This is a genomic window from Mangrovimonas yunxiaonensis, assembly GCF_000733475.1.
GTDB classification, from domain to species: Bacteria; Bacteroidota; Bacteroidia; order Flavobacteriales; family Flavobacteriaceae; genus Mangrovimonas; species Mangrovimonas yunxiaonensis.
This window is the reverse complement of record NZ_JPFK01000007.1, coordinates 568,832-583,436: the sequence shown is the minus strand read 5'-3', so window position 1 is coordinate 583,436 and position 14,605 is coordinate 568,832. Positions and strand designations below refer to the sequence as shown.

The 14,605-nt window shown below is 34.9% G+C and carries 12 protein-coding genes; 1 reads left to right on the top strand and 11 read right to left on the bottom strand.

Annotated elements, in window-relative coordinates; translation table 11 throughout:
• The first annotated feature begins 22 nt into the window (after positions 1–22).
• Positions 23–1,141: a DNA polymerase III subunit beta gene (gene dnaN, locus IA57_RS10060; protein WP_036122790.1), complete on the top strand. Its 1,119-nt coding sequence runs from the start codon at positions 23–25 to the stop codon at positions 1,139–1,141.
• A 157-nt stretch (positions 1,142–1,298) separates the two neighbouring features.
• Here dnaN and IA57_RS10055 read toward each other — a convergent pair whose 3' ends face one another.
• From IA57_RS10055 to IA57_RS10005, 11 genes are all read right to left on the bottom strand, one after another.
• On the bottom strand, positions 1,299–1,856 hold the full coding sequence (locus IA57_RS10055; protein WP_036122788.1) for a hypothetical protein: 558 nt from the start codon (positions 1,854–1,856) through the stop codon (positions 1,299–1,301).
• An 8-nt stretch (positions 1,857–1,864) separates the two neighbouring features.
• Positions 1,865–4,399: a T9SS type A sorting domain-containing protein gene (locus IA57_RS10050; protein ID WP_036122785.1), complete on the bottom strand. Its 2,535-nt coding sequence runs from the start codon at positions 4,397–4,399 to the stop codon at positions 1,865–1,867.
• Between the two features lie 104 nt (positions 4,400–4,503).
• A complete protein-coding gene (locus IA57_RS10045) occupies positions 4,504–5,256 on the bottom strand; it encodes a LytR/AlgR family response regulator transcription factor (RefSeq protein ID WP_036122782.1) in 753 nt (250 codons plus the stop codon).
• 3 nt (positions 5,257–5,259) lie between these two features.
• On the bottom strand, positions 5,260–8,178 hold the full coding sequence (locus IA57_RS10040; protein WP_036122778.1) for a sensor histidine kinase: 2,919 nt from the start codon (positions 8,176–8,178) through the stop codon (positions 5,260–5,262).
• A gap of 128 nt (positions 8,179–8,306) precedes the next feature.
• Positions 8,307–8,645, bottom strand: a complete 339-nt coding sequence (locus tag IA57_RS10035) for a DUF4870 domain-containing protein (RefSeq protein ID WP_036122777.1) — start codon at positions 8,643–8,645, stop codon at positions 8,307–8,309.
• Positions 8,646–8,722: 77 nt separating this feature from the next.
• Positions 8,723–9,136, bottom strand: a complete 414-nt coding sequence (locus tag IA57_RS10030) for a YeeE/YedE family protein (RefSeq protein WP_036122775.1) — start codon at positions 9,134–9,136, stop codon at positions 8,723–8,725.
• A gap of 1 nt (position 9,137) precedes the next feature.
• On the bottom strand, positions 9,138–9,692 hold the full coding sequence (locus tag IA57_RS10025) for a YeeE/YedE family protein (RefSeq protein WP_036122774.1): 555 nt from the start codon (positions 9,690–9,692) through the stop codon (positions 9,138–9,140).
• Positions 9,693–9,746: 54 nt separating this feature from the next.
• Complete coding sequence (locus IA57_RS10020) at positions 9,747–9,941, bottom strand: YgaP family membrane protein (protein WP_036122771.1); 195 nt, start codon at positions 9,939–9,941, stop codon at positions 9,747–9,749.
• 16 nt (positions 9,942–9,957) lie between these two features.
• Positions 9,958–10,263 (bottom strand): hypothetical protein, encoded by a 306-nt coding sequence (locus tag IA57_RS10015; RefSeq protein WP_036122768.1) that lies wholly within the window; start codon positions 10,261–10,263, stop codon positions 9,958–9,960.
• Position 10,264: 1 nt separating this feature from the next.
• The gene (locus tag IA57_RS10010) at positions 10,265–13,459 is read right to left on the bottom strand and encodes an efflux RND transporter permease subunit (protein WP_036122765.1); all 3,195 of its coding nucleotides are present in this window, start codon (positions 13,457–13,459) and stop codon (positions 10,265–10,267) included.
• 62 nt (positions 13,460–13,521) lie between these two features.
• Positions 13,522–14,604, bottom strand: coding sequence for an efflux RND transporter periplasmic adaptor subunit (locus IA57_RS10005; RefSeq protein WP_036122762.1), 1,083 nt, complete (start codon positions 14,602–14,604; stop codon positions 13,522–13,524).
• Position 14,605 lies beyond the last annotated feature (1 nt).

Sequence of the window (14,605 nt, the reverse complement as noted above, 5' to 3'; positions counted from 1 at the left end):
AACATAAAACGTTTAGGATTACATGAAATTTATAGTATCAAGTACTTACTTGCTTAAACAATTACAAATTCTGGGTGGCGTTATAAATAACTCAAACACCTTACCTATATTAGACAATTTTTTATTTGAACTTGACAACGGCAACTTAACCATTTCTGCCAGTGATTTAGAGACCACCATGTCTTCTACCCTTGATGTAGAAAGTAACGACAATGGTAGTGTTGCTGTTCCTGCAAGATTGCTTTTAGATACTTTAAAGACGTTTCCAGAACAACCGCTAACCTTTGTTGTTGGCGATGATCATGCTATCGAGATTAGTTCTAACCACGGTAAATACGGTTTAGCCTATGCCGATGGAAACGAATTTCCAAAGCCTGTTTCTTTAGAAGACCCGAGTACAACAACCATTGAGAGCGATATTTTGGCCACAGCCATTAGCAAAACCATTTTTGCTGCTGGGAACGACGATTTACGCCCGGTAATGAGTGGGGTGTTTTTTCAGTTCTCGCAAGATAATCTAACCTTTGTAGCCACCGATGCCCACAAGCTTGTTAAATACACAAGAGAAGATGTTACGGCACAGCAAGTTGCAGAGTTTATCATGCCTAAAAAACCTTTAACCTTACTTAAAGGCATATTGGCCGGAAGCGAAGAGCACGTCACCATAGAATATAACGAAAGTAACGCTAAATTTACTTTTGACAACACCGTATTGGTTTGTCGCTTAATCGATGGTAAATACCCAAATTACGAAGCGGTTATCCCTAAAGAAAACCCAAATAAATTAACGATAGACAGAACGCAATTCCTAAACTCTGTTAAGCGTGTTAGTATTTTCTCGAACAAAACGACTCATCAAATACGCTTAAAGATTGCAGGAGCCGAATTAAACATTTCTGCCGAAGATATCGACTACAGCAACAAAGCCGAAGAGCGTTTAACCTGTGATTATCAGGGCGACGATATGCAAATTGGTTTTAACTCACGCTTTTTAACTGAAATGTTGAACAATCTGACATCAGACGAAGTACAACTTGAAATGAGCTTACCAAACAGGGCTGGTATCTTAACTCCTGTGGATGGCCTGGATGAAGGCGAACAAGTAACCATGCTTGTTATGCCTGTTATGCTTAATAGCTAAAATAATACATCAATATTATATATTAAAACCGTAACATTAGGTTACGGTTTTTTTGTGCATTATTTTTAACTTCTCAATTACTTAACATGAAAAACGCTCACTAAAAAAGTGAGCGTTTAAACAATTTCCCCTAATGTTTAATTAATAGCAATTTCGTTTAACCATCTGTATTATCCATACTAATGTAACTCCCTTTATAACTTCCATTAATGATTATACCATCATTTCTTGTAAACTGAAAACTAAGCTCAATTTCATCAACAGTATATAAATCTAATGTAAAACTTCCTGTCGAAGCATTTAAATTGGTATCTATATTATTTCTATCAAGTAATATATTTCCGTCTTCTAGTTCTCCATTAATAATTTGAGCGTTTTCTTCAAATTGAAAGTTTGACATATCAGAAAAACTATATGTTTGTTCTGCTAATGGACTTTGATTAATGCGTATACCAAATATATTAACATTATCAAGTTGAGTCCCATTATTTATGGCATCTAAAAGTTCAGTTTCTGTCTTATTAGAAAAACTTACATATGTATTATCGCCTAATGCAGGCTCCACGATAACGCTATTAACAACATAAGTTTCATTATTTAAAGTAATAACATTTGTATTTTGAGGTTGTTCTGTGTTGTTATCGTCGTCTGAAGAACAATTTAATGCAGTTAAAGCAAGACAAAATAAAATTACAAGTTTGTTTAATTTTTTCATTTTAAAAATTATTGTTTTAAGATTTTTATTGTTTGGTTTGATTGGTTAGTATTTATGCTTAAAAAGTACATTCCTGTTGGTAAATTAGAAATATTAATTTGAGATTGATTAGCGATTTCAAGTACTTTTTGACCATTTACATTAAAAACTCTTACGTTTTTAATAGTTTGATTTGTTTTAATATTTACAACGTCTGTTGCTGGATTTGGATATAACTTTACTGTGTTTTCATCTAAAGAAATATCATCAACACTTAATGTAGAATTGTACTCGTAAGCTCCTAAATCTATTGTAGTATTAAAAACCCTATCATTACCTGATAAATCTAAATCGCCAAATAAAGCTTCATCGTAGTAAGCGTTATCACCTTGATCAACAATATAATTTGAAGCTGATGTTGGTTTGTATTCGGCATCTAAATTTAAATTATCTGTTGCTGGATCTAAAGTTGTTACGTTTGTTGCACTAAATGTCCCCCCGTAAGTTCCGGCATTTGATGATACATTTGCAATAGAATTTCTAATAAACACATCGTAAGTAGAAACTAATCCGTTGGAAATATCTCTAGTTGCTGCTGTACCATTAACTGTATTCTGCCAAAAGATAGTATTATTAACATTTAGGTTTACACTACCATTACCTGATGCCGTTATAGAATTGCCATAAGTACCATTATAATCATTATTAACAAACGTACTATTATTAATTATAACATCTAAAGTGCTTCCGTTATTCCAATCTTCTCTGTAAATATCTAAAGCCGCAACATTAATATCGTTATCAGCAACTAAAACGTTAGCCCAACGTGTAAAAATATAGCCGTTTGTACTATCAGATTGCACATAAACCAATCCTCTATTAACAATGGTGTTATTTATAAACTTGGTGTTTTCAATAAGTAAGCCTCCGTTTAATGTTCTCATTTTAAGTAAATAACCATTAGAATAATTACTTCTGAATACCGAATTTTTAATTTTTAAGTTATTAATACTTGAACTATTAGGAATAAAGATTACGCCGTTTTCTTCAACACCACCAGATGTAGATGTATCGTAAATATTTTCAAAAATAATCCCATCAAAAGTCACATCACTAGCTGTTACTTCAAATAAACGCTCTGCATTATCTGTTTTGTTCGATGAAAAATCTCCATCAATATCATCACCATTTATATCTCCCGTAAAAATGGTAGCATTTGTAGTATGAATAGCTGTTATATCTCTTTCAGCTAGAGTCGTTTCGGTTCCTGCAAAACCTCCAATAATATCCACTTCATCTGTACTAACAGCTATTGGTGTGTTTTTATCTGCTAATGTATAGGTTCCTTTTGCTACCCAAACAGCATCATTTAAATTGGTAAGTGCTAAAGCGTCAGTTACATTTGTAAAAGCATCTGCCCATGAGCTACCATCGTTAGCACCTATTGCATTGGCATTTACGTAAAATATAGAAGGAATACAGTTTTCACCGTAACTCGATTGACCGTCTACAGTCCACCCTGGGTTATATTGACCACTATTTGCTGGTGGTGAAAAACCTGCATCAACTTGAATACATGTTAAACTTGCATTATTATACGCTTTCATGTAGCTAAAATTGCTGTTATTTCCGTTGGCTACGTTTAACTCTACCAATTGATTGTTTTGGCAATGAACTTGCTCTAATGTAGGAATATCACTAACATCTAGTGTGGTAATTTGGTTATCTGCACAATGTAATCGTGTTAAATTAGTGTTATTACTAACATCAATAGTCGTTAAATTATTTGCGTAACAATCCAAACGTGTTAAATTGGTAAAGGCTTCAATACCTGTTAAATCTGAAATTGACAAACCATTGATAAGTAGCTCTGTTGTAGCTTGTGCTTCTGCCACTGTAATTTCAGTATCACCATTTAAATTGATACTATTATTGTTTACTAAATAACTTTTGAAATTAGCATCTGGAATATTTACAATTTGATTTAATGCAGCACAGTCTTCACTATAAAATGCAGAGGTACCTTTAGTCCAACCTTGGTTATATATTCCGGCTTCTGCTGGTGGTGTAAAACCAGCATCTATTTGAATACATGATAAACTATTTCCATAAGCTTTCATCCAGTTAATGTTACTGTTATTACCATTGGCAATGTTTAATTCATATAAAACACCATTGTTATGACATTGTATATCTGTAATTGATGTGTTTGCACTAATATCCAACGTTTCTATTTGATTATCAGAACAGTGCAAACGTGTTAATGCTAGATTATTGCTTACATCGATAGACGTTAAATTATTATTGTAACAATCTAATCGTGTAATGTTTATAAATTCTTCTATTCCTGTTAAGTCTGAAATTGACAAACCATTAATTAATAATTCACCAGAAAATGCTTGTGCTTCTGCTACAGAAATTTCTGAGTCGTTATTGGTGTTAATGGCTGCGTCTGCTAATAAATAGCTTTTAAAATTAGCATCGGGAATGTTAACATTTTGCGCATGTATACTATACGATGCAGTCGCTATTAAAAAGGTTAATAAGAGTAATGTTTTTTTCATTGTAGTTGAGATTTATTTTAATATTCAACTACAAAACAACAATCAAACAAGGCTAAATTAAGTGAGATTTTTCTGAATAGCTCTAATTTCTTTCTGAATGAAAATCACATAAACGTTTCTTTAATCACGTCCAAAAACTGATCGCGTTTAGATTTTGAAATTGGAATGCGTTTTTGATTGTTCATTAGTAAGTAATCGCCATCATCTTTAACCAATTCATCTACATATTTTAAGTTGATTAAATACGACCGATGACATTTAAAAAACATCGCATTGCGTTCTAATTGCTCTACAAAATGCTTTAAGGGTTTACAAATGGTTTTTTGTTTACCATCCATAAGTTGCACGTTGGTGTACATGCCATCGGCTTCAAAATAGACGATATCATTATGCGATGCGAACATGATGCCTTTTGGGATTTCTAAAGCAATTTTATCCATGGATAGTTGCTTTAATGAATCGCGTAACTTGTTTAACTGGTCGTTTAAATTATTGGCTTTTATCGCTTCTTCAGCTTTTGTTACTGCTTCTTTTAACTCATTTGTATCTACTGGTTTTAACAAATAATCTACAGCCGATAATTTGAAAGCTTCAATCGCATATTGATTGTATGCCGTTACGAAAATGATTTTAAAATCGATGTGATTTGGAAAGTATTCTAAAATATCTAATCCAGACTGATTTGGCATTTCAATATCTAAAAAGACAACATCAGGTTTACTGGTTTTAATCAAGTCTACACCAGATGCTAAATCTTGCGCTTCTTCAATGCTAGTAATACTTGCGCAATGTTCTGTAAGCAAATTAGATAGTAAATGTCTGGCGCGTTTTTCGTCGTCTATAATTATCGCTTTCATATCTTATTGTATTGGCATCGTGATGACCACTTTTGTACCTGCAGCGACGTCGTTCTCGTCATACAAATCGGTTGTAGTTATGGCTATATCACGTTTTAATTTGTTTTTATAAAGATGCACACGTTCCTCATTAGCTTTAGTCGCAAAGGGTTTGTGCTGTTGGTTTGGTCGTTTTAATTTTTCCGATTGTGCGCGACCAATTCCGTTATCTTCAACCGTAATTTCTAATTTATTTTCCTGAATAATTTTCGCTTCAATATGTAATTTTCGGTCGTTTAATTTGTGTAATAATCCGTGTTTTAAGGCATTTTCAACATAAGGTTGAATGAATAACGAAGGTACTTTTATCTGTTTTGTTTTTAACTGATTATCAACCGAAATAGTATATTCTAATTCATCCTCAAAACGAACCTTTTCTAACTCTAAATAAAGCTTTAAGGCTTTTAATTCTTCTTCTAAGGTAATTTCGTTTTGCTGGCTGTAGTCCAAATACATTCTAATTAATCGGCTAAATTTCACTAAATAAGAGCTTGCCAATTCTTTTTCATTTGAAATGATATAATCTTGAATGGAATTTAAAGCATTAAAGATGAAATGCGGATTCATTTGAGAACGCAAGTTTTCCAATCGAAGATTAGTAATTTTCTTATCGATTAAAATCTTATCAATTTCTGCAATTCGTTGTGTTTCTTTTTGTTTTAATCGCTTTCTAAAATACAACCAAAACAAACCAACAATAATTATCAAAACAAGGGCATAAAACCAGTATGTTTCCCAAAATGGCTTATTAATGGTAAAAGTAATAGGGTTTGCAAATTGTATGTCTTTACTGCTAATATTTTGCCCTTGCAACTCAAATGTATATTTACCGTTAGACAGACTGTTAAACACTACAAAATGGGCATTTAAAGGCACTTCTCGCCATGTTGTGTCAATAGGTTTTATACGGTATTTGTAACTAACATGCTTGTTAGATTGAAATCCGTTAGAGTTAAAATCAAACCTTAAATTATTAAAGTTATATGGTAAATTATAGTTGGTATTAACTAGGGTATCTTTGTCATTAATTTTAACAGACTCTATCCAAACCTTAGAGGTTTTAAACGCTTTAAAAAGCATGTCGTTTTTTGGCATTAAGTAAAACGAATTAGGAAAAATAGCCACCAAATAATCTTCAAGAATAATAAATTTATCTACCGATAATGTTAAGCCATCTTGGGTATTTAAGCTTCTTAATGCATTAGTTTTTGGTTGAAATCTGTAAAAACCTTCATCTGTTGAAATCCATAGAAATTCACCATCAGATTTTAGTGTATTTATCTGAATTTGCTTTGGTAATATATTTTGTTTTGAAATCAATTGGTTATCCTTAAAACAATACAAACCATTATGCTGTGTTGCTAACCAGATTTCATTATTAATTTTTGTAATTGAATTAACTAAAATACTTTCATTTTCAAGTTTAATTTCCTTTGAATAGAAACTGTTCACATCAAATTGATACAAACCATCTATAAAAGAAACAAAAAGTTTATTATTTAAAACTTCAGAGGTTTTTACTCTACTTTCTCTAATAATTTGTGTTGAATCTGAAGTGTACGGTTGGTTATAAATTATAGCTTCTTTATAACTACCATAAAAGAGATTTTTATTATTAATCTTTGAGAATGTTTTTGCAACAGAATACTTATTTTCTTCGTCTTTTACAGTAAATGTTTTCAAATCGATACTGTAAGATTCTGATGCATTAATACTAACAATAACTTGGTTATATGAGGCATCGAAAAATAAATTACCAATAATCTTAGAACCAGGTAATTTCAGGGTTTTAAAAACTTGATTATTACTATAAAACAGCAACTTACCACTATTTGTTCCAAGTAAAAATTGATTTTTATTTAATGCACATGCAGCTGTAATTTTGTCTTTTGTATTCTCTAAATTAAGATGTCTAATATTTAAGTTAGAAGACACAAAAACACCATTATCCAATGTAGTAAACCAATAATTTTTATTAAAATCTACTAATACATCAGTAACAGATTCGCTACTAAACAATTGCTCTTTAAAATTTAACTTATTTTTCTCTAGTTGAAATATAAATACCCCAGAAGTTGTCAAAAACCAATAGTGATTATTTAACAATAAAATATTATAAATAGTTACATCTTCAAGGTTTTTTGGTGTTTTAAGTTTAAGGACTTTATCTGCTTGAGCTCTGTATAAATAAAGTTGATTTTTACCTTGTTCTTTGAAATTTAATAGCGCAGAGTTTTTAAAGGCATAAACCTTTGGGGACTGCATTCTGTATGTTGAAGTCAGCTCTATTAGTAATTTTATATGATTATCTTTAATTTGATACCAGTTTTGCTTCTCTTTTGAAGGTTTCTCATGAGAATCTATCTTGATTACATAAGATATACCCTTAAAAGAACTCTCACTAACAGACATACCATTAAAAAGCCTATTTGCCTTTTTATCTTTAAAATTGATATCATAAATACCATCTACAGTAAACAATCGTATTGATCTACTTGTAATTTCAAAAGGTGATAATTGTCCTTTTACTAGCTCATTTGCATCGTAAAAAAGGGTTAGTTTATCGTTTTCAATATAAAAAAGTTGCCCATAAAGATTAATACACCAAAGTCTTCCTTTTTCATCTAATTTTAATTGAAATAATGAGTTAACCCTTTGCTTTGAATTTGTAAATTTTTGATAAATTTTACCGTTATATCTGTATAAGCCTTTATCTGCTGCAAGCCAGATGTAGTGGTTATTATCCTCTAAAATATCATAAAATTCTACATCTGGTAAATTAGATATTTTAGACATATGCTGCACCACAGGATTTTGAGCATCAATAGCATTTCCAAAACCCAACAAACTAAATAAAAGTATATATCTAATTATTAATTGCATAGCTTATAATTAGCAAACTTAATATTTAATTAACTAATCAAGCTTTGTTTTTTCTGTAAGCAGTCGTTTTTTTTCTAAATAAAAAAACGCCCATATTGCTATGGGCGTTTTATTTACCTCGATAATAACTAACTAATAAAATTAAGAGATAAAGGATATTTTGGTATTTCGCCATTATTTGTTTTAATAGCATTAATAATAGGAAAAACTATAGATATAAGTCCAATAACTATTAACCCTAAAATGCCTACTCCTAATAACAAAATAAGAGGAATACAGATTAATGAATAGATAATTAAACTTAACTGGAAGTTTACTATACGCTTGCCCTGCACATCCATGCTATAAACGGTCTCCTTTTGTGTTAACCACAAGACCAACGGCACGATTAACCCGCCAAACCCTGTAATACAAGTTAACAACTGACTTAAATGGGTTATAACCAAAAGTTGCTTATCTTCTCTCATGATGGTTTTTGTGTTTTTGATTGATGTGCCTATTTGACGTACAACAATTAAAAATGTTACAGCTTTAAACCTAAAAATTAGTGGGGAAGTTTATCACATAACAAACCGTAAACAAATGTTCCCAAAACTGCAGAAGCAAGAACAATTATAACGGGTAAAAAACCAGCGCCTAAAAGCACAAAAATAGGGCCAGGACACGCTCCTACTAACGCCCATCCTAACCCAAATAAAATACCACCTACTATATAACGTGTAAATGATTTTTCTTTGGGTTGAATATAAATGCTTTGACCACTAAACGATTTAATACGGAAGCGTTTAATAATAAAAACAAAAAGCAACCCAAATACTAAAGCTGTTCCTATTATACCATACATATGAAAAGATTCGAACCGAAACATCTCGTAAATACGAAACCATGAAGCCGCTTCAGACTTATACATGATAATACCAAACACCACACCAACTAATAAATATACAATCTGTTTCATCTTAAAAAATTAAAGGGAAAATTAAATGCACCATAATTAGGCCACCTATAAAAAAGCCAATTACAGCAATTAAAGAAGGGAGTTGTAAATTACTTAAACCAGAAATAGCATGCCCCGAGGTACAACCACCGGCATAACGAGCTCCAAAGCCCACTAAAAAGCCTCCTACAATAAGTATAGCTAAAGTTTTTACATTTAAAGTTTCAAAAGAGAATAATTCTACGGGTAAATAGTGATTTTCTGAAGCTATTCCAAGATTATTTAAAGCTTCTAAGGTGTGCGTACTTATTTGAGGCATATCATTTTCAAGAGACAAATAATGTGATGCTAAAAAGCCCCCTATAACAGCGCCAAAAACAACAATTAAGTTCCACAAATCGTTGCGCCAATTATATGTGAAAAAATGGCTAAACTTATTACCGCCACTTATGGCACACATAGTTCTTAGGTTAGACGACATGCCAAATTTTTTGCCTAACAATAGTAATAAAAGCATTGTAACGGCAATTAAAAAGCCCGATATATACCAAGGCCAAGGCTCATAAATAATTTCCATAATCTATTTTTTAAGCAAAAATACAGCTAAAAATAGATTATGGAAAATTGAAGTTTAATTACAGTCCTTCTTAACGCCTAATTTCTGAAGGATATCTTCCATTAAGCACCATTTTGTAATACCTGATTGTAAAAGATTGGCACCAACAAACAAGGTAAACCACAGCCAATTTTCATTGACATACATTCCCAATAAAACACTTATAATAACAAATGTTCCGGCTATTACTCTAATATATCTATTCATCATAATTAATTATTTTAGTTTAAATAAATTGCTCAACAGGAACAACAACAGCTCTAATAGCATTTTCTTCTTCTATTGTTGCGTTAAACGCTTTAAGGTTTTTAAAAAGTAAATCGATGTTTTGCTGTTCTGCAAAAAAGAAAAACAATTCTGAATCTGTACCAAACTTCTGTCCAGCAAACCAGTTGCTTCCTAAATTGGAAGATCCTCCTAGCTTAAACCCAGCAATGTCAGACTCGTTAAAATCGTTAATATTAGACTGTTTAAATAACTTATAAACAGACTCTTTATATTCATCAACCAGTGTTATAATTACTAATTTCATTTTACTTATGGTTTTTACGTTCTATCATATAATACACTAAAGGCACAACTAATAAGGTTAATACGGTAGATACAATAGTTCCGCCCATTAAAGAGATGGCCAACCCTTGAAAAATTGGATCGAACAAGATGACAAAAGCCCCAATAACCACTGTTCCCGCAGTTAGTAAAATAGGCGTTGTTCTTACGGCTCCAGCTTCGACTACCGCTTGTTTTAATGGCACACCGTCTGCCAACCTTAGGTTAACAAAGTCTATTAACAGCACCGAGTTTCTTACCATAATACCGGCTAAAGCAATCATACCAATAAAAGACGTTGCGGTAAAAAAGGCACCCAACAACCAATGTCCCAAAACAATACCCACCATAGAAAGCGGTATGGCAACCATCATAACCACAGGAGCCTTAAAGTTTTGAAACCAACCTACAATAAGGATGTAAATAATAATAATTACCCCAAGAAAAGCGAGCCCCAAATCCCTAAACACCTCTAGGGTTATTTGCCATTCGCCATCCCATTTTACCGTAAAATTATCTTCATGCTCGGGTTGCTTTATATAAAGTTCATCCATGCTGTACCCATTAGGCAGCTGTATGTCCTGAAGCTTATCGGTCATACCAAGAATAGCGTAAACCGGGCTTTCCAACTCCCCTGCCATATCAGCAAGCACGTAAACCACCCGCTTTTGGTTTTTACGGTAAATGCTTTTAGCCTTGGTTGTTTTGCGCACCTCTACCAAGTCGGAAATAGGGATCATTTGTCCTAATTTAGACGCTATTTTAAGCTGTGATATAGCCGCTATGGTCGATTTTTCTTGTTCATCTAAAGCCAATACTAACCCTACTTGGTTAACCGCTGTTTCATCGTACAAAGCAGAGATAGGCTTATTGGCCAGGGCTGTATGCATGGTATGTACAATTTGTTGGGGAGCAACACCATACAACATGGCCTTTTCCTTGTCTATAATAAGCTCGTACTTTGGTTGGTCTGCCTCGACCATCCAGTCGATATCCACCACATCGGTGGTTTGGCTCAAGATGGTTTTTACAGAATCGGCAACTGCTATTTGCTTCTCGTAATCTGGGCCATAAATTTCGGCTACAATGGTAGATAAAACAGGAGGTCCCGGAGGTACTTCAACCAGTTTTACATTGGCACCGTATTTTGAAGCAATTTGTTGAATGTCTGGACGCATAAGCTTTACGATATCGTGGCTTTGCGCGCTTCGGTCGTGTTTATCGGTTAGGTTCACCTGTATGTCTGCCATGTGGCTTCCGCCTCGCAAATCGTAATGGCGTACCAAGCCATTAAACGTTATAGGCGCCGATGTACCTACGTAGCTTTGATAGTTAACAACTTCATGGCGGGTAGACAGGTACTGCCCTATTTCTTTAGCCACTACCGCTGTACGCTCTAAGGTTGTTCCTTCGGGCATATCAATAACTACTTGAAATTCATTCTTATTATCAAAAGGCAACATCTTTACCGCCACCGATTTTGTAAAAAACATCCCTACCGAGGCCAATAATAAGGCTGTAGTTATTCCTAAAAACACCCAACGCTTGGTTTTGTTTTCAATCAGTGGTTTTTCAAACTTTTCGTATACTTTATAGATTAGGGTATCGGAAATGGTTTTTTCTGCCACCTCATCTTGGTTTTTCTTTTCCTTTTCACGCAAAAACAAGTATCCCAAATAAGGTGTTATGGTCAATGCCACAAAAAGCGATAACAGCATGGCTATAGAAGCTCCTATTGGCATAGGGCTCATATAAGGCCCCATTAAACCCGATACAAAAGCCATTGGCAATACCGATGCAATTACGGTAAATGTGGCCAATATGGTAGGGTTCCCTACTTCGTTAATGGCATAAAGCGCTGCTTGTTTAAAGGGCAAGCGTTTCATTTTAAAATGCCTATGCATGTTCTCTGCAATAATAATGGAGTCGTCTACAACAATACCGGTTACAAACACCAACGCAAACAAGGTGATGCGGTTTAAGGTATAATCCAATAAATAATAGCTCAACAATGTTAAGGCGAATGTAATAGGCACAGACAAAAATACAACCAGGCCTCCGCGCCATCCCATGGCTAGCATAACCACAATGGTTACAGCTATAATGGCTCCTATAAGGTGCATTAATAGCTCAGACACTTTTTGAGAAGCTGTCTCGCCGTAATTTCTTGTTGTTTCAATGTGAATGTCCTCAGGCAACAGCTGTTGCTTTAGGTGGTCTATCTTGGCCATAACAACATCGGCAACCTTCATGGCATCGGCGCCTTTTCGTTTGGCTACAGAAATGGTTACCGCAGGATATTCGGCTTTATAAGTTGCTATGTTATCGCTTGCTTGGCCAAACCCTAGACTTACGTAATCTACCGGCACTTCTGGCCCATCAATTACGGCGGCTATTTGTCGCAAATATACAGGCTGGTCTTTTACAACACCCACAACCAAGCGCTCTACATCGGATACTGTTTTTAAGAAATCGCCAGTGGCTACAATAAATTGCTCGTCGGCCTGATTAAAAGCCCCCGAGCCCATTTTTTGGTTGCTGGCTTTTATCATATTTGCTACCGAAAGAAAATCGACCCCGGCTTCTGCCATTTTATTTTTATCTAAAACAATACGCAGCTCCCTATCGCGTCCTCCTATGGTTTTGGTGATGGCCACATCGTTAATCTTCTCGATGTCGTTGCGCACTTCTTGCGCCACCTGTTTCAACCTGTAGTCGTCGTAGCTTTCGCTCCATAGGGTTAACCCAAGCATGGGCACATCGTCTATAGCCCGTGTTTTTATTAATGGCATGGTTACCCCTTGCGGCATGGCATCCATATGCTTGGCAATTTCATTGTACAGCTGCACATAAGAGCGCTCTATATCTTCACCTACAAGAAACTGAACAATGACCATGCCCTGCTCTTCCATAGATGTAGAATACACATACTCCACCCCTTTTATGTTAGAAATAATCTTTTCTAGAGGGGCGATTACACGAGATTCGATCTCGGCTGGGCTGGCTCCTGGATATCCCACAAAAACATCGGCCATAGGGACATCTATTTGGGGCTCTTCTTCTCGGGGTATTAAAAACGAACTATACACCCCAATAACCATAAACACAATCATCAACAATACGGTAAGCTTACTATCGATGAAGCCTTTGGCTATTTTTCCTGCTAATCCTTCTTTCATGTTACTTTATGTTTTTGCTGTGCTATTGAGCAAATGCCTGTTAGCACAGTTATTCTTTTTAATTATCGAACTTCTACTTTTGTTCCGTTTTGAAGCTTGCCCTGATGAGACACTATATATTGCTCATTTGCAGACAGCCCCGACAGAACCTCAACCGCATTGCCATAGGTTTTACCCAAACGCAACCAACGTAAAATGGCCGTGTTGTTATGGCTTATGGTATACACACCTTTTAACTGTCCGCGTTCTACCAAGGCCGACACAGGAATTAAAACACGGTCTTGTGCTTTGGTTGTGCTTTCAACAGGGAATTCGACTGTTGCGAACATGCCCGAACGCAGGCTATCATCCGCTTCCTTTATGGTAACTTTCACAAGGTACTGCCCTCCTGTATGTTTGGCCGAAGTACTCACCTCGGTTACCAGCCCACTTACAGCTTTGTTTATTGAAGCTACCAATACAGTAACTTCGGTATTGTTTTTTACTTGGGCTATTTCGCTTTCTGGTACCATGGCCACCACCTCAAGTTGCTTAGGACCTTCTACAGAAATTAAAGGCATTCCCGGATTGGCCATATCGCCTTGCTTAACGCTTTTATGAGTGACTACCCCATTAAAAGGTGCGGTTATTTTAGCATAGGTAAATTGCGCTTGCACTTCGTTTCGCATTTGTTTTGCAGCCGTTAACCTGGCTTGGACCATTTGAAAATGGGCTTTCATATCATCCAATTCCTTTTGGGTAGCACTACTTTCTGCAAACAGATTTTGAAAACGTTGGTAGTCTTTTTTTGCATTATCGAAAGCAACTGTAGCCTCGGCAATGCTTGCGTTTACTTGGGCTAATTTCGCTTGCAAATCGGCATTGTTTATGGCTATTAACAACTGACCCTGCTTAACTTTATCGCCAACGTTAACATACACGCGGTCTACATACCCCATTATTCTGGTGCTTAGATCGGCACTGTTTACCGCCTGAACCTTACCACTAACCTGCAGTTTTGAGGCATTGCCGTTAACCGCAACGGTAGCTACTTCTACGGGTATTGGGGCATTTAGATTTTCTGAAGCAGGTTTCACCGCATCGTCCTTACAGCCAAAAGCCACCAACAACAAGGCTAAAAAAGAGAGTTTATGTAATGTTTTCATA